Origin of the sequence: Streptomyces parvus (assembly GCF_014648875.1) — a bacterium.
Lineage (GTDB): Bacteria > Actinomycetota > Actinomycetes > Streptomycetales > Streptomycetaceae > Streptomyces > Streptomyces parvus.
Window position 1 is genome coordinate 853,771 of the sequence record NZ_BMRY01000002.1, and the last position, 16,134, is coordinate 869,904.

Here is a 16,134-nt window from a genome sequence, read left to right on the forward strand (position 1 = left end):
TACGTCCCGGATCCGCGCGACCAGATCCGTGATTCCCGGACCCGCGCGACCTGATCCGTACATCCGGGATTCGCACGCCCCGATTCCTACGTACGCTCCCCGGGTCTCCGCTCAGCCCGCGGACCCCGGGGCGTACGTCCCGAAGCTCCACACATTGCCCTCGGCGTCCCGCGCCATGTAGTCCCGGGAGCCGTAGTCCTGGTCGGTCGGCTCCATCAGGATCTCCACGCCGAACTCCCTGGCCCGGGCGCAGTGCTCGTCCACCTCGTCGACCACCACGTACACCCCCGCCGGGCCCGCGCCCGTCATCGCCCGCGCGAACACGCCCTCGCGCCCCTTGGAGCCGAGCATCACCCTGCCGTTGCCCAAGGACAGCTCGGCATGCAGCACACTGCCGTTCTCGCCCTCGTACACCGCCTCCTCGGTGAAGCCGAAGCCCTTGGTCAGCGTTCTGATCGCCGCCCTCGCGTCGTCGTAGAGGATCGTCGGGTAGATCGTCGGGACCCCGCTCGCCGCGCCCGCCATGACACTCACCTCTCCTGCCGTCCGCACCGTCCGATGTGATCCGCGTCTCAGTCTTCCACCCGGCACTGACAACGGCAGGCCGTCGCGGATCAGGCGAACGTGTCGCACCGTTCCATGTCGCCCGTGCTGAACCCGGTGGAGAACCACTGCTGCCGCTGCGCGGCCGAACCGTGCGTCCACGACTCCGGCGTGACCCGGCCCTGGTACCGCTCCTGGATCCGGTCGTCGCCGACCGCCGCCGCCGCGTCCAGACCGTCCCGGATGTCCGCCCGGGTCAGCTCCGTGATCAGCGGCCGGCCGGTCGACTCGTCCGGCGTCGTCGTGGCGTGGTGCGCCCAGACCCCGGCGTAGCAGTCGGCCTGCAGCTCCACCCGCACCGCGTTGCTGTTCTCGCCCTGCCGCCCGTCCTGCGACCGGCCCAGCGTGCCCATCAGGTTCTGCACGTGGTGGCCGTACTCGTGCGCCACCACGTACGCCTGCGCGAACGGGCCGCCGCTGGAGCCGAACTTCGTCCGCAGGTCGTCGAAGAACCCGAGGTCCAGATAGACCTTCCGGTCGCCGGGGCAGTAGAACGGGCCGACCGCCGAGGTGGCGGCCCCGCAGGCAGTGCCCACCTGCTGGCTGAACAGGACCGTCCGGGCCCCCGCGTACGTCGCGTCCCGCCGCTGGAACTCCAGCCGCCAGAAGTCCTGCACGCTGTTGACCACCGCCACCGTCCGGCAGTCCTCCCGGCTGTTCGCGTCCTGCCCCTTCAGACAGCTCTCCTGCACCTGCCCGGCCGACGAGGAGGTCGCCGCCGGGTCCGCGCCGTCGGAGGAGAGCCCCAGCTGATCGGGGCCGACGCCGAAGAGCAGCCCCAGGATCAGGGCGATCACCCCGGCGATGCCCCCGCCCACCGTGGCCCGCCCGCCCGGGATCCGGCTGCCGCGGACGTCCTGGACCTCGGAGGTGTCCAGATCGGCGTCGTCGTCGAACTGCACGGTCGCACCACCCTCGGGATCGGGCGGGCGACGCCGTGCCGCCCTGCGCCGAGTATCGGTCGCTTCGTCCCACCGGGCACGCGGAAAAGCAGTTGCGCACCGCCAGTAGAATGGCCGTATGGCCTACCTCCTTGTGCATTAGCGGCGTCGAGAGACCTCCGCCCTCGTCCCTCCGCCGTCCTGACTGCCCTGGAGTTCTTCCCGTGATCACCGCTTCCGGCATCGAGCTGCGCGCCGGCGCCCGCATCCTCATCGAATCCGCTTCCTTCCGCATCGCCAAGGGCGACCGCATCGGCCTCGTCGGCCGCAACGGAGCGGGCAAGACCACCCTCACCAAGTGCCTCGCCGGCGAAGGCGCCCCCGCGGCCGGCACCATCACCAAGTCCGGCGAGGTGGGCTACCTCCCGCAGGACCCGCGCACCGGCGACCTCGACGTCCTCGCCCGCGACCGCATCCTCTCCGCCCGCGGGCTCGACGAGATCCTGCGCAAGATGCACGAGAACGAGGACCGGATGGCGAACGGCAAGGGCGCCACCCGCGAGAAGGCCATGAAGAAGTACGAGCGCCTGGAGACGGAGTTCCTCACCAAGGGCGGGTACGCCGCCGAGGCCGAGGCCGCCACCATCGCCGCCGCGCTCAACCTGCCCGACCGGGTCCTCGGCCAGCCCCTGCACACGCTCTCCGGCGGTCAGCGCCGCCGCGTCGAGCTGGCCCGGATCCTCTTCTCGGACGCCGACACCCTGCTCCTGGACGAGCCGACCAACCACCTCGACGCCGACTCCATCGTCTGGCTGCGGGACTACCTCAAGACCTATCGCGGCGGCTTCGTCGTGATCTCCCACGACGTCGAGCTGGTCGAGACGGTCGTCAACAAGGTGTTCTACCTCGACGCCAACCGCTCCCAGATCGACATCTACAACATGGGCTGGAAGCTCTACCAGCAGCAGCGCGAGGCCGACGAGAAGCGCCGCAAGCGCGAGCGCCAGAACGCCGAGAAGAAGGCCGCCGCCCTCAACTCGCAGGCCGACAAGATGCGCGCCAAGGCCACCAAGACCGTCGCCGCCCAGAACATGGCCAAGCGGGCCGACCGGCTGCTGGCGGGCCTTGAGGCCGTCCGGGTCTCCGACAAGGTCGCCAAGCTCCGCTTCCCCGAGCCCGCCCCCTGCGGCAAGACCCCGCTGATGGCGGAGGGCCTGTCCAAGTCGTACGGCTCGCTGGAGATCTTCACCGACGTCGACCTCGCCATCGACAAGGGCTCCCGCGTCGTCATCCTCGGCCTCAACGGCGCCGGCAAGACCACGCTGCTGCGTCTGCTCGGCGGCGCCGAGAAGCCCGACACCGGCGAGATCATCCAGGGCCACGGCCTCAAGCTCGGGTACTACGCCCAGGAGCACGAGACCCTCGACCCCGAGCGCACGGTCCTGGAGAACATGCGCTCCGCCGCCCCCGACCTCGACCTCGTCGAGGTCCGCAAGACGCTCGGCTCGTTCCTCTTCTCCGGCGACGACGTCGACAAGCCCGCGGGCGTGCTCTCCGGCGGCGAGAAGACCCGGCTCGCGCTCGCGACCCTGGTGGTCTCCTCCGCCAACGTGCTCCTGCTCGACGAGCCCACCAACAACCTCGACCCCGCCAGCCGTGAGGAGATCCTCGGCGCGCTGCGCACCTACAAGGGCGCCGTCGTCCTCGTCACCCACGACGAGGGCGCTGTCGAGGCGCTCCAGCCGGAGCGGATCATCCTGCTCCCGGACGGTGTCGAGGACCTCTGGGGAGCGGACTACCGCGACCTCGTCGCCCTCGCCTGATCCATCGGAGCCCCTGCCCGATCCACCGGGGATGGATCATTCGGCCTACGCGTGATCCGTCATCTGCGTGAGAGCGTCTCGTACTCCGGTGGTGCGCCCGGCGCTCACCCGTCGCGCGCCCCATTTCCGGATGCTCCGCCCCGTACGGCCCTGACCTGCCGGTTCTCCGGTCGGTGAGGGCCGTGCGCCCTTGTGCGCCCGCAGGAATCAGGGATTCCGCTCGTGTTGACGCGCCTCTCGTCAGGGAAACCGCTCGCACGGACCTTGCCGAATGGGTGGCCAGGAAGCGCGGGAGGGGTGATCATGAGAAGTCCAGAGCGCACTTCCCATGAGGAGGCACGGGTGGCCGAGACTCTGAAGAAGGGCAGCCGGGTTACCGGCGCCGCGCGTGACAAGCTCGCGGCAGACCTGAAGAAGAAGTACGACTCCGGTGCGAGCATCAGGGCGCTGGCCGAGGAAACCGGCCGCTCCTACGGGTTCGTCCACCGGATGCTCAGCGAGTCCGGAGTGACGCTGCGGGGACGCGGCGGCGCGACACGGGGCAAGAAGGCCGCTTCGGCCTGAGGCCTCCGCGTTCTCGGCGCCATCGGCGTCATTCGGGACCGACGGATTTCGGGGTGGCCACCCGGCTGACCGCAAGGTCGCCCGGGTGGTTACTGTTCAGTCACTTAGTTTCTGAGTGCTGACTGCACCCGATCCGGAGGCGCCCCATGACCTCGCTCGACACTGTGCTCGACAAGGACGGCGTACGGCTCACCGTCGACGATGCCGTCGCCACGGTGACGCTCACCAACCCGGCCAAGCGCAACGCTCAGTCTCCCGCTCTGTGGCGGGCGTTGACCGAGGCCGGACGGGCGCTGCCCGGTACGGTGCGGGTCGTGGTGCTCCGCGGCGAGGGCAAGTCCTTCTCCGCGGGCCTCGACCGGCAGGCCTTCACCCCCGAGGGCTTCGACGGCGAGCCGTCGTTCCTCGACATGGCGCGCGGCCCGGAGGCCGAGCTCGACGCGACCATCGCCGAGTACCAGGAGGCGTTCACCTGGTGGCGCCGCAACGACCTCGTGTCGATCGCGACGGTCCAGGGCCACGCCATCGGCGCCGGCTTCCAGCTCGCCCTCGCCTGCGATCTGCGGATCGCCGCCGAGGACGTGCAGTTCGCCATGCGCGAGACCAGCCTCGGTCTCGTTCCCGACCTCACGGGCACCCACCCCCTGGTGAACCTCGTGGGGTATGCCCGCGCGCTCGAAATCTGCGCCACGGGCCGCTTCGTCCACGCGGAGGAGGCCGAGCGCACCGGCCTCGCCAACCTCGTGGTCCCCGCCGACCAGCTCGACGCGGCTGCCCGCGACCTCGCGGGGGCCCTGGTGGCAGCGCCCCGCGACGCCGTCGTCGAGACGAAGGCCCTCCTCGCCGGTGCGCTCTCGCGCGACTACGAACAGCAGCGCGTCGCCGAGCGCGCCGCCCAGGGCCGCCGGCTCCGCGACCTGGCGGGCATCACCGACTGACGCCCCGGCGGGGGCGGTCAGGCGTCGGTGCGGCCGGGCTCGCCCGCCGGCGCCCCGCCCGGCCCCACCACATCCGTGACCAGCACCGACACCGGCAGCCGTTCCTCCGTGACCGCCGCCACCGCCGTACGCACCGACCGGGCGACATCCAGCGCCCGGCGGTCCCCGGCCGTCGCCACCTCGACCCGGACGTGGTCCCGCGCGGTATGTACCGGGCTGCCCAGGACCCGGGTCAGCGAGACGACGCCCGGCGTCCCGGCGGCCGCCGTCGCCACCGGGTCCTGCGGCTCCGCGATCCCTGCGGTCGGCGCGGCCGGGGACGCGGTCACCTGATCGGACGCACCGCCCTCCAGCAATGCCGTCACCGTCAGGTCCACCTCGGTGATCTCCAGGCCCAGCCGGGCGGCGGCGGCCGTCAGGAGTGCCGCGCGCAGGGCCGCCGCGGTGTCCGGCAGCGGCCGGTCCGGGACCGCCGAGAACTCCGCCTCGATCCGCAGCGGCCCCGTCGGCAGAGCGCTCGGCGGAGCCGGAGGCGCCTTTGCGCCTCTCCTGCCCACCGCGCCTCCTCGGTCCGCCGGGGCTTGCGGTCCGCCGGGGCCGCCCCCGCCCCCGGCCCTCGCGCCCGTCACCGTACCGACCGCCACCGAGTCCTCCCCGGGGGCCGCCTCCACCGCCAGGCCGATCCTCAGCTCCCCGAGCACCGCCCCGGGACGGGCCGCCGCCCCGCGCAGCACCGACGCGGCAGCCGTCTCGGCGATCCACACCCCGTCCGCCGGATCACCCAGCGGCAGCAACCGGCCGAGACCCAGCCGTTCCCGTACCCCAGCGGTCCATCCGTCGGCCCTCCGCGGGCCCCGCTCCGTCGTCATCGCCCCAGCCTGCCGCATCCACGGCGCGGGATGGGGAAAGCGCACTTAACGTGGGCAGGGAAGTCCACCCCCTGTCCCGAAGGGAAGAGCGGCGATGACTGAGAGTTCCCAGCGCAACAACCCCGGCGGCGGTTCGGGCGACAAGTCCCTCGGCAAGCGCGGCGGCGGTGACCCCGGGACCCGGGGCCGTACGACCATCGCCGACGGCGTCGTCGAGAAGATCGCCGGGATGGCGGCACGCGATGTCGTCGGCGTCCACGCCATGGGCAGCGGCCTGTCGCGGACGTTCGGCGCGGTCCGCGACCGGGTCCCCGGCGGCGGCAAGTCCGTCACCCGCGGTGTGAAGGCGGAGGTCGGCGAGTCCCAGGCGGCCCTCGACCTGGAGATCGTCGTCGACTACGGCGTGTCCATCGCCGACGTGGCCCGGGACGTCCGCGAGAACGTCGTCTCCGCGGTGGAGCGTATGACGGGTCTCGAAGTCGTCGAGGTCAACATCGCGGTCAGCGACGTCAAGCTGCCCGACGAGGACGACGACGAGGACGAGACCGAGCAGCGGGTCCAGTAGCCCTTCCGCACCTTCCGTCGCACGGCAGTTGAGGAGAGAGACACGATGAGCATGGCTGTCGCCGGTCTGCTGGCCGGCATGGCGCTCGGGTTCGCCGGATACTTCGGTGGCTTCGGAGCCTTCGTCCTGGTGGCCGCGCTGGGCGCGATCGGCTTCATCGCCGGCCGCTTCCTGGACGGTGACCTGGAGCCCGGCGACTTCTTCCGGAGTCGCGAGCGCGGCGACCGGCGACGGTGACGGCGGTGACCGGCCGGGTCGCCGCCGCCGAACGGGGCGAGACCCGGATCGCCGACCGAGTCGTCGCCAAGATCGCCGCCCAGGCGGCGAAGGAAGCGGTCGAGGAACCGCCCGCGGACGGGGCGTCCCCGCGTGCCACGGTCACCGTGCACCGTGACGCCGCCCGGGTCCGGGTCAGCCTGGAGCTCGGCTACCCCAGCGACATCGGCCGCCAGTGCGGTGCCGTACGCCGCCGGGTCGCCCAGCGGGTCAAGGCGCTGGCCGGCATGGAGGTGCCCGAAGTGGCCGTCCAGGTCGAACGGCTGCACCCCGCCGGAGCGAACGCCGCACACGGGAGGATCCGATGACCGAACCCGGCGAACCGACCGGCTCCACCCGGCGGATGCCCACCGTGGAGCAGAGCGACGACGCGCACACCCCCGCCCCGGACGGGCCGGCCGATGCCCGTGGACCGGTCCCGACCCTGGAACAGGGCGACGGCCGGGCCGGCCGCTTCTGGTCCGCGCGCCGGGTCCCGGCCGCGCTGCTGGCCCTCGTGCTCCTCGGCGCGGCCGGACTGCTCCTCTACGACATCGCCGCCGTACGGGCCGATCACCCGGCCATGCAGTGGCGCCGCTCGCTGGCCGACGGCCTGGCCGAACAGCGCCTGGACGACACCCCCGTGCTCGTCGGCGCCGGGGTGGCCGCGGCGATCGGTCTCTGGCTGATCCTGCTGGCCCTCACCCCCGGACTGCGTGACCTGCTGCCGATGCGCCGCGACCGCGCCGACATCCGGGCCGGACTCGACCGCACCGCCGCGGCCCTCGTGCTGCGGGACCGGGCCGTCGAGGTGTCCGGCGTGCAGTCCGTACGGGTCAGGATGGGACGGCGGAAGGCGAAGGTGCGGGCGCTCTCGCACTTCCGGGCACTCGACGACGTACGGACCGACCTGGACGCCGTGCTGAAGGAGGCCGTCCGGGAACTGGGCCTGGCCAGGCCGCCGGCCCTCTCCGTCCAGGTGCACCGACCGGCGAAGAAGGGATGAGCCGCATGCGCTCCACCGTCAACCGGGTCCTGCTGGCCCTGGCCGGGCTGGTGCTGGTCGTCGTCGGCGGAGCCGTGCTCGCCACCGGACTCGGCGCGTCCGTACCGTCCTGGTGGCCCTGGGACGGCAGACACGACGTGCTGCTCAGCGCGGCCGACCGGCACCGCTGGCGCGACGACGGCTGGTGGTGGCCGACGGTGATCGCCGTCCTGGCCGTCCTCGTGGTCCTCGCCCTGTGGTGGTTCCTCGCCCAGCTCCGCCGCGGCCGGCTCACCGAGATCCTGGTGGACAGCGGCGACGGCGAAGGGGCCCGGCTGCGGGGCCGCGCCCTGGAGGGCGTGCTCGCCGCGGAGGCGGGCGAACTGGACGGAGTGGCCCGCGCCCAGGCGATGCTGACCGGCCGCCGCACCGAGCCGCGGGCCCGGCTCCGGCTGCTGATGGAGCCGCACGCGGCCCCGCTCGGCACGCTGAACGCGGTCGCCGACGGGGCGCTGGCGCACGCCCGAGTCTCGGCCGGTCTGGGCGAGCTCCCCGCCGAGGTGCGCCTCAAGGCCGTCAAGCACCGCGCGGAACGGGTGTCCTGACGGCCCTTCGGCGTACCGGAGCCTGTCGTCAGAAGCCGTGCCGGAACCCGCCGTCGACCGGGACCATGATCCCCGTGAGGTACGAGGCGGCGGGGGAGAGCAGGAAGGCCGCGGTCTTCCCGAACTCCTCCGGCGTCCCGTAGCGCCGCAGCGGGATCCGCGCCTCGTTCGCGGTACGGGCGGCCTCCGCGTCGCCGGACAGCGCGTCCAGCTCGCGGACCCGGTCGGTGTCGATCCGGGCGGGCAGCACGCCCACCACCCGGATGCCGCGCGGGCCCAGCTCGTCGGCGAGCGACTTGGCGAAACCGGCGAGACCGGGACGCAGCCCGTTGGAGATGGTCAGCCCTGCGATCGGCTCATGGACCGACCCGGAGAGCACGAAGCCGATCACGCCGCCCTCGCCGAGCGCGGCCGCCGCCGTCCGGGCCAACCGCACCGCACCGAGGAACACCGTCTCGAACGCCGTCTGCCACTGGTCGTCCGTGTTGTCCGCGAGGAAGCCGGGGGCGGGTCCGCCGACGCTGACGAGGATGCCGTCGAGCCGCCCGAAACGTTCCCGCGCGGTGTCCACCAGGCGCTGGGCGGCGCTCGGGTCGGCGTTGTCGGCGGCGAGCCCCAGCACGTCCCCGCCCAGCTCGGCGGCGGCCTCCTCGACGGACTTCTCGTCCCGGCCGGTGATGATCACTTTCGCGCCGTCGGCGGCCAGCGCCCGTGCCGTGGCGTTGCCGAGGCCCCGGGTCGCTCCGGTGACGATGTAGACGCGGTCCTTCAGTCCAAGATCCATGGCCCTATCCTGCCGGGTCGTCCCCGGCCAGGTCGACAGCGGAGTTCACCAGTCCGATATGGCTGAAGGCCTGCGGGAAGTTGCCGAGCTGCCGCCCCGCCGCCACGTCGTACTCCTCAGCCAGCAGCCCCATGTCGTTGCGCAGCTGAAGCAGATGCTCGAACAGCTCCCGCGCCTCGTCCGGCCTGCCGATCCGCTCCAACGCGTCCACCAGCCAGAACGAGCAGGCGAGGAAGGCCCCCTCATCGCCCGGCAGTCCGTCCACGGAGGCGCCCTCGGTGCTGTAGCGGCGGACCAGCCCGTCGCTGCCCAGCTCGGCGCGGACCGCGTCGACCGTGCCGATCACCCGGGGGTCGTCCGGCGGCAGGAACCCGGTCCGCACGATGAGCAGCGTCGCGGCGTCCAGCTCCCGTGACCCGTAGGACTGGGTGAAGGTGTTCCGCTCGGGGTCGTACCCCTTCTCGCAGACCTCGGCGTGCACGGCGTCCCGCATGGCCCGCCACCGGTCGGCGTCGCCGGGCAGCTCCGGGTTCTCCTCCAGCGAGCGCACCGCCCGGTCGGCGGCGACCCAGGCCATCACCTTGGAGTGCACGAAGTGCCGCCGCGCGCCCCGGATCTCCCACAGCCCCTCGTCCGGCTCGCGCCAGCTCGACTCCAGGAAGCCCAGCAGGCTGAGCTGGAGGTTCCAGGCGTGCGGCTTGTCGTCGAGCCCGGCGACGCGGGCCAGCCGGAGCGCGTCGATGACCTCGCCGTACACATCGAGCTGACGCTGCCGCACGGCCGCGTTCCCGATCCGCACCGGACGGGAGTGCTCGTATCCGGCGAGCCAGGGCAGCTCCATCTCGGGGAGCCGGCGCTCGCCCGCCAGCCCGTACATGATCTGGAGGTCGGCCGGGTCCCCGGCGACGGCCCGCAGCAGCCAGTCCCGCCAGGCCTCCGCCTCCGCCAGATAGCCGGCCGAGACCATCGCCCCGAGGGTCAGCGTGGCGTCCCGCAGCCAGCAGAAGCGGTAGTCCCAGTTCCGTACGCCGCCGATCTCCTCCGGCAACGAGGTGGTCGGGGCCGCCACGATGCCGCCGGTCGGGGCGTACGTCAGCGCCTTGAGCGTGATCAGCGAACGCAGCACCGCGTCGCGGTAGGGCCCCTCGTACGTGCACCGCTCGGTCCACTTCGCCCAGTCGTGCAGCGTGTGCTTCAGCGCCTTGTGCGGGTCGATCAGCTTCGGGCGCGGCGAGTGCGAGGGGTGCCAGGTCAGTACGAACGCCACGCTCTCGCCCTCGGCGACGGTGAACGAGGAGCAGGTGCTGAACTGCTGGCCCCACGTCTTGACCGGCGGCTCGCTGCGCAGCCACACGGAGTCGGGTCCCGCGACGGCGACCCGGTGGCCGTGGGACTTGCGCACCCAGGGCACCACGGACCCGAAGTCGAAGCGCAGCCGCAGCACCGAACTCATGTCGACGGTGCCGCTGACACCCTCGACGATCCGCATCAGGTCCGGCGCCTTGTCGCGCTGCGGCATGAAGTCGACGACCTTCACCGTGCCGGTCCGCGTCTCCCAGTACGTCTCCAGGACCAGGGAGTCCTTCACATACGCACGCCGGGTACAGGTGTCCGAGGGGCCCGCTCCCTTGGGCGCGATGCGCCAGTGGCCGTTCTCCTCGGTGCCGAGCAGGGCGGCGAAGCAGGCGCCGGAATCGAAGCGGGGCAGGCAGAGCCAGTCGACGGAACCGTTCCTGCCGACGAGCGCGGCGGTCTGGAGATCGCCGATCAGGGCGTAGTCCTCGATGCGTTGGGTCACGCCTGGCGTTTTCCCGAACCGGGCGGTCGTCAACCAGCCCGTGCCCCCCGACGGGTGTGTGCCGTGAGTCTCAGGCGCTCGCCGGCTCGGGCTGCTCGGAGGTGTCGGCCGTGGCCTTCTTCTCGGCCGCGGCCTCCTCACGGTCGCGCTTCTCCCGGCGTACGAGAACGATCCACCCGACCGGGACGGCGGCGACGAACAGCCACCACTGGACGGCGTAAGCCATGTGCGGGCCGATCGAGCTGTCGTCGGGGCGGGCGATCTGCTCGGGCAGATCACCGGACGGCACGGGCTCGGTCTGCTCGATGTATCCGCCGAGGACCTTCCGGGACAGCAGCTGGGACTGCTGCTCGCTGTTGATCAGCATCACCTGCCGGTCCGGCAGTCCCGCCAGGTCCTTGATGCCGCTGCTGCCGGTCGTCTCGTCCGCCTTCAGACGGCCGGTGACGGTCACTTCGCCCCGGGGTGCGGGCGGCACGTCGGGGAAGGAGGTCTGGTTCGGCGCGGCCGGGACCCAGCCCCGGTTGACCAGGACGGTACCGCCGTCCTTGAGGTCCAGCGGGGTCAGGACGTGGACGCCGATGCGGTCGTCGTCCGAGGTCCGGCGGCGGACGACCACCTCGTGCTCGGTGTCGAACGTGCCCGTCGCGGTGACCGTCCGCCAGTAGTCCGAGCGGGGGACGGTGTGCCCGGTGGAGGTGAGGTCGGTGACGGGGACCGGCTGCGCGTCGAGGTTCCGCGAGATCAGCGCGTTCTGCTCGACCCGGTGCTCGTGCTTGTGGAACTGCCAGAAACCCAGCTCGATCATCGTCGGGATCAGCGCGAGGCCGAGCAGGGTGAGGATCACCCACTGCCGGGTCAACAGGAAGCGGTACACCCCATGACCGTACAACCGGGGCCATGGGGTGCGGCACTCAGGGGTGCTGCCGGGCAAGCCCGACAATGAGGCGAATCGTCACACTTTGTCCACGATGCCCGCCTTCCCTTCGGCGCGGGCGCAGTGGGCGCCGCAGTACCAGTGCCCGTCGGCCTCGACGCCCTGCCCGATCACCTGGACCCGGCAGTGCTCGCAGATCGGCGCCATGCGGTGGATGGCGCAGGAGAAGCAGTCGAAGATGTGCACCGCACCTTGTGCGTGCACCTCGAAGGACATGCCGTAGTCGTTTCCGCAAACCTCACAACGTGCCATGCGCCACAGGGTGGGACGCCGGGCGGCCCCGGGCGAGCGGCTGCCGGGCGAGTCGTGCCCGGTTCACTCCGATGACGCGGTCGCCTCCGGTGGCGGCGGGGACGCCTGCTGCGGAAGGACGGCCCCGTCGACGGGGGCCACATCGCGCAGCAGATGGGTGAAGGCGCTCTCCTCCAGGATCGGCGTGCCGAAGGACTTGGCCTTCTGCGTCTTGGAGGTGGCCGCGTCCGGATCGTTGGTCACCAGCAGACTCGTCAGCCGCGACACGCTGGTCGCCACATGGAGCCCGGCCTCGATCGCCCGGTCCTCCAGCAGCTCCCGGTCGATCGAGGTGTCCCCGGAGAACGCCACCCGCATCCCCTGCTTGAGCGGCTTCTCCTTCTCGTACCGCCCCGGATTGGGATACGGGCAGGCCGGCCGCTTCCGCGAGGGCCGCCAGCTGTTCGGCTGCCGCACGGCCCGATACCCGACGCGCGGGGTGACGGGGGAGTCGGACCACTCGGTCAGCGGCCGGCACTCCAGCAACGGCAGCCGCACCCCGCCCCGGGCCGCCGCGTGCAGACTCGGCCGGAACGCCTCGGCCAGCACCCGGGCGTCGTCCAGGGCGTGGTGGGCCTGCTGCTGGACGACCCCGAAGTGCGCGGCGAGGGAGGCCAGCTTGTGGTTGGGCAGCGGCAGCCGCAGCTCCTTGGCGAGCGCGATCGTGCACAGCCGCTGCTCGACCGGGGCGACCACGGAGGCCCGTGCGTACTCCCGGGCGATCATCGACCAGTCGAACGCCGCGTTGTGCGCCACGAGCACCCGGTCCGCGAGCCGCACGGACAACTCCTCGGCCACCTCGGGAAAGAGCGGAGCCCCTTCGAGCACGTCGCTCGTCAGCCCGTGGATCCAGACGGGCCCGGGGTCGCGCTCCGGGTTGACCAGCGTGTACCAGTGGTCCTCGACGTTGCCCAGGGCGTCCAGCCGGTAGACGGCGGCGGAGATTATCCGGTCGTCGCGGGCGAGGCCGGTGGTCTCCACGTCGACGACCGCGTACCCCTGGGGGTAGGCGGTCGGCCACGGTGCGGCTGTCTGGCGGTCGTCGAGCATGGTCACAGAGAATACGGGCCGGGACTGACAGGGCTCTATTCGGTGGCTCCGGGGGCCGGTCAGGGGAGGTGGACGATGCGCTCGGGCGGGAAGAGGAGGGTGCCGGTGGCGTGGGTGTTGTGGGCCAGGCGGATCGTCAGGTTCTCGCAGGAGGCGAGCGGTGTGAGGTCGTAGGGCACCGGCACCTCGCCGTAGAGCACCAGCGACTCCAGGGAGGGCAGATCGGCGAGGGGGCTCAGATCACAGGGCGGGTCGTCGACCAGGAGAATGAGGGTCCGCAGTTCGGCGAGGGGAGCTGTCCACCGCAGGTCCGTACGGGGAATCCGTATGAGGCGCAGGTGCTCCAGACCGTGCAGGGAAGGCATACGGCTGAGCTGGCGGAGATGACTGGCGCCGTACAGGGCCAACAGCCGCAGACTCCTCCATGCCTCCAGGCCCTCCAGGTTCATGTAGCGGGTCTCCCCCATGAGGTCGAGCCCGGTAACCTGTGTACAGACGGGGAGTTCGCCGATGCTCTCGACGACGAAGGGGTGGCCGAGAGTCAGGTACCGAAGGTCCGGCAGGTCCGCGAGAGGCCCGGGGTCGAGCGAGGGATGGAGCTCGACGAGGGAGAGCCACTCCACCCCTGGTCGTGCGAGAGGCTCGATGCTTCGGATCTGCGGGCAGTGGCTCAGCCCGATCTCCCTCAGCGCCGGCATGGCGGCCAGCGCGTTCACGTCCGCGATCCGGCTGTTGTCGTAGACGAAGACCCGCTCCACAGCGGGCGCGGAGGTCACGGCCGACAGATCCTGGTGATCGCCCGACACGTGCACGTTGTGCAGATCCGGAATGAGGTGCAGTGCGGAGAGCTGCGCGGCAGTTCTGACCATCGCGTGTTCTTCCACCCAGACGCGACCGGCCATCACCTCCCGGGCGTACACATCCGCGTCGAACTGCTCCCAGGCGGCGGACAGGGCGCTGGCGACCCAGCCCCGCTCGTCGCCCCGGAACTGCTTCACCAGTTCGTACGCTGACTCGGTGCCCACCGCCGCGGCGGTACGCACCACTGCGGCCGCTTCGGTCTCCGTCAGGTTGTCGATCATCGACGACAGCAGCTCCAGAGCCAGGTTGCCCACCTTGGCCAGCTCATCGATGCTCTCCTGCCCGTCCGGCGGCAGCAACCGCTCGGTCCGGGCCTCAACCTCCGCCCGAATGTTCGGGTTCAGCTCCGGAGCATGCCCCAGACTCCCCGCCGCCAGCAGCACCAGCCGGTGTCCGTGCTCCGGTTCCGCGTCCGCCCGCTTCAGCAACTCCCGCAACAGCACCGCCCGCTCGTCCGGCCGGGCGTGCCCCACCGCCATCTGGACCACGTCGTCCCACTGGTCCTCGTGCGCGTGGCGGACCAGAACGCCGAAGTCACGGGCCTCCACCGCGGCCTTCGCGCCCAGGTAGTCCTGGAAGGTGCGGTGCACGAACCCCACCGCGCCCGCGGCCGGTTCGCGCAGCAGGCCGCTGCGGTTGAGCAGATGCGCGAAGACCTGTTCGGGGTCGCCCCGGACCTGTGACATGGCCCGCAGCCAGTCCGCGATCAGGGCCACCACCTCGTCCTGCCCCGCCTCGACCAAGCCGTTACGGATCAGCCAGTACGCCAACCGCTGGAGCAGCGCCGTCTGCTCCTCGCGGGTCAGGTCGACGCCCTCAACCCCGACGATCTCGCGCTCCGTATCGCGCCGGACCAGCAGCATGTCGAGCGCCGCGTCGTACAGCTCCTTGCGCGCCCGGGGCAACTGCATCCGGCGGTCCCGGTTCAGCGCGCAGAGCAGCGCGCACATCAGCGGGTTCGTCGCGAGCAGCCCCAGGTCCCGGCGGGTGCCGACGGCCCGGCGCAGGGCGTTCTCGTACCGGTCCAGCTCGGCGTGCTCCTCCTCCGACCGGCACTCCGACTTCGCCGCGCGGTGCCAGTGGCCGATGAAGGCGCGGACGTCCTCCTGACGCATCGCCAGCAGCGTGTGCGGCTCGAAGCCGGAGCCCGACAGCCAGGTCCCGGGGACGGCGGAGGGGCGGGTCGTCACCACGTACTTGGCTCGGGGATACGCGATGATCAGGTCCTTCAGCCAGCGCTCCGTGCGCTTGCGCAGCCGGTCCGGCACCTCGTCGACCCCGTCCACCAGGACCAGCGCCCGGCCCTGCTGCAACAGCCGGTCCGCCCACCCGGCCGGGGCCGAGCCGTGCAGCGGGACACCGGCCGCGCGCAGGAAGTCCGCCGGGGCGGGCAGCGACTCCTGGGCCGTGAAGGCACGCAGTCGCAGCACGAAGGGGACGCACCGGTTCCAGCCGGTCAGCTCGTCCCCGAACGACTGCCGGGCCGCGTTCAGCGCCAGCCACTGCACCAGCGTGCTCTTCCCGGAACCGGCCGGACCGCGCAGCAGCAGTCGCTCGTGTTCGCCGAGGGCCTGCTCGATCCGGATCGTGGTCCGGACCGGATGGTCGAGGCCGTAGCGATCGGCCTCGTACTCCCCACTGACCTCAAGACCGATGTACGCCGTCTCCAGCGGCCACCCGCCCGCCGACCGCCCCAGCGTCAGCCCGAACAGCTCCACCCGGGCGTTGGCGTTCGCGATGAACTCCGCGTACCGCCCCTCGAACTCCAGGTCCGCCGCGTCCGGGCGCGGCCCCACCCGGTCCCGTACCTCCTCCACCAGCTCCCGCGTCCGCCCCGCCGCACGGACCTGCTCCACCGCCGCCCGCGCCGCGAACGACGGGTGGGCGGTCAGCTGCTCCACCAGATGCGCGCAGCAGCGGCCGAGGAGGTCCTCGTACAGATCGAGGGACCGGGCCGAGAGCCCGGCTGCGGGCGCCGACAGCTCCGCCCGTAGTCGCTCCGGAGCCAGCTCCAGCGCGAACAGCCGGTCGGTGTCCGGGACGCCGGCCGCGAACGTGTCCTGCACGGAGATGAGCGCGGCCAGCCGCTCGTGCTCGGGCAGGTCCGCGTACGACTCCGACACGCGGCCCGCGAGCACCTTCGCGAGCCGGTCCGGCTTCGGCGGGCGGGGGAGCGGACGGATCGGGTCCGGGACCAGGCCCGCGCCCGGCCGAGGGGTCAGCAGCGCCTTGGCCGCCGCGCCGACCACCGTCGTTGCCAGCCGTAACAGCGCAACCTCCGTACCGGACACGCGCGTTCCTCCCCCTCGGCGACCCGTGTCCGCA

Annotated in this window: 17 protein-coding genes; 8 read left to right on the plus strand and 9 right to left on the minus strand. The window is 72.0% G+C overall.

Annotation, left to right across the window (positions count from 1 at the left end):
• Positions 1-111: 111 nt before the first annotated feature.
• Positions 112-525, minus strand: coding sequence for a VOC family protein (locus IE140_RS09990; RefSeq protein WP_150193823.1), 414 nt, complete (start codon positions 523-525; stop codon positions 112-114).
• Between the two features lie 89 nt (positions 526-614).
• Positions 615-1,505, minus strand: coding sequence for a KPN_02809 family neutral zinc metallopeptidase (gene ypfJ / locus IE140_RS09995; protein WP_010070324.1), 891 nt, complete (start codon positions 1,503-1,505; stop codon positions 615-617).
• 203 nt (positions 1,506-1,708) lie between these two features.
• Here ypfJ and IE140_RS10000 point away from each other — a divergent pair, with 203 nt between their 5' ends.
• The 3 genes from IE140_RS10000 (at position 1,709) to IE140_RS10010 (ending at position 4,809) form a co-directional block, all read left to right on the plus strand.
• Positions 1,709-3,307 (plus strand): ABC-F family ATP-binding cassette domain-containing protein, encoded by a 1,599-nt coding sequence (locus tag IE140_RS10000; protein WP_032761379.1) that lies wholly within the window; start codon positions 1,709-1,711, stop codon positions 3,305-3,307.
• 342 nt (positions 3,308-3,649) lie between these two features.
• Positions 3,650-3,871, plus strand: coding sequence for a helix-turn-helix domain-containing protein (locus IE140_RS10005; RefSeq protein WP_006123601.1), 222 nt, complete (start codon positions 3,650-3,652; stop codon positions 3,869-3,871).
• Positions 3,872-4,017: 146 nt separating this feature from the next.
• Positions 4,018-4,809 carry an enoyl-CoA hydratase/isomerase family protein gene (locus IE140_RS10010; protein WP_150193801.1) on the plus strand — a complete coding sequence of 264 codons (792 nt, stop codon included), beginning with the start codon at positions 4,018-4,020 and terminating at the stop codon, positions 4,807-4,809.
• Between the two features lie 17 nt (positions 4,810-4,826).
• Here the strand turns inward: IE140_RS10010 and IE140_RS10015 are convergent, their stop codons facing one another.
• Complete coding sequence (locus IE140_RS10015) at positions 4,827-5,678, minus strand: hypothetical protein (protein ID WP_150193802.1); 852 nt, start codon at positions 5,676-5,678, stop codon at positions 4,827-4,829.
• 94 nt (positions 5,679-5,772) lie between these two features.
• Here IE140_RS10015 and IE140_RS10020 point away from each other — a divergent pair, with 94 nt between their 5' ends.
• Genes IE140_RS10020 through amaP form a run of 5 tightly spaced genes read left to right on the plus strand, consistent with a single transcriptional unit; the run spans position 5,773 to position 8,088 of the window.
• Positions 5,773-6,243, plus strand: a complete 471-nt coding sequence (locus IE140_RS10020; RefSeq protein ID WP_150193803.1) for an Asp23/Gls24 family envelope stress response protein — start codon at positions 5,773-5,775, stop codon at positions 6,241-6,243.
• 45 nt (positions 6,244-6,288) lie between these two features.
• Positions 6,289-6,480 (plus strand): hypothetical protein, encoded by a 192-nt coding sequence (locus tag IE140_RS10025; RefSeq protein ID WP_006123598.1) that lies wholly within the window; start codon positions 6,289-6,291, stop codon positions 6,478-6,480.
• Entirely contained in the window at positions 6,477-6,827 is a 351-nt protein-coding gene (locus IE140_RS10030) for an Asp23/Gls24 family envelope stress response protein (protein ID WP_030813868.1), read from the plus strand. Before IE140_RS10025 ends, IE140_RS10030 begins: the two co-directional genes overlap by 4 nt.
• Positions 6,824-7,504: a DUF6286 domain-containing protein gene (locus IE140_RS10035; protein ID WP_150193804.1), complete on the plus strand. Its 681-nt coding sequence runs from the start codon at positions 6,824-6,826 to the stop codon at positions 7,502-7,504. The genes IE140_RS10030 and IE140_RS10035 overlap by 4 nt, the downstream gene beginning before the upstream one ends.
• Before the next feature lie 5 nt (positions 7,505-7,509).
• Complete coding sequence (gene amaP, locus IE140_RS10040) at positions 7,510-8,088, plus strand: alkaline shock response membrane anchor protein AmaP (RefSeq protein WP_150193805.1); 579 nt, start codon at positions 7,510-7,512, stop codon at positions 8,086-8,088.
• 28 nt (positions 8,089-8,116) lie between these two features.
• On the opposite strand, the gene IE140_RS10045 is transcribed toward amaP, so the two are convergent.
• From IE140_RS10045 to IE140_RS10070, 6 genes are all read right to left on the minus strand, one after another.
• Positions 8,117-8,872 (minus strand): SDR family oxidoreductase, encoded by a 756-nt coding sequence (locus tag IE140_RS10045; RefSeq protein WP_088573989.1) that lies wholly within the window; start codon positions 8,870-8,872, stop codon positions 8,117-8,119.
• A gap of 4 nt (positions 8,873-8,876) precedes the next feature.
• Complete coding sequence (locus tag IE140_RS10050; RefSeq protein ID WP_150193806.1) at positions 8,877-10,670, minus strand: glycoside hydrolase family 15 protein; 1,794 nt, start codon at positions 10,668-10,670, stop codon at positions 8,877-8,879.
• 70 nt (positions 10,671-10,740) lie between these two features.
• A complete protein-coding gene (locus IE140_RS10055; RefSeq protein WP_150193807.1) occupies positions 10,741-11,547 on the minus strand; it encodes an SURF1 family cytochrome oxidase biogenesis protein in 807 nt (268 codons plus the stop codon).
• Between the two features lie 78 nt (positions 11,548-11,625).
• Positions 11,626-11,859: a metallothionein gene (locus IE140_RS10060; protein ID WP_150193808.1), complete on the minus strand. Its 234-nt coding sequence runs from the start codon at positions 11,857-11,859 to the stop codon at positions 11,626-11,628.
• A 63-nt stretch (positions 11,860-11,922) separates the two neighbouring features.
• Positions 11,923-12,954 carry a DEDDh family exonuclease gene (locus IE140_RS10065; protein WP_150193809.1) on the minus strand — a complete coding sequence of 344 codons (1,032 nt, stop codon included), beginning with the start codon at positions 12,952-12,954 and terminating at the stop codon, positions 11,923-11,925.
• A 53-nt stretch (positions 12,955-13,007) separates the two neighbouring features.
• On the minus strand, positions 13,008-16,100 hold the full coding sequence (locus tag IE140_RS10070) for an NACHT domain-containing protein (RefSeq protein ID WP_189460289.1): 3,093 nt from the start codon (positions 16,098-16,100) through the stop codon (positions 13,008-13,010).
• Positions 16,101-16,134 lie beyond the last annotated feature (34 nt).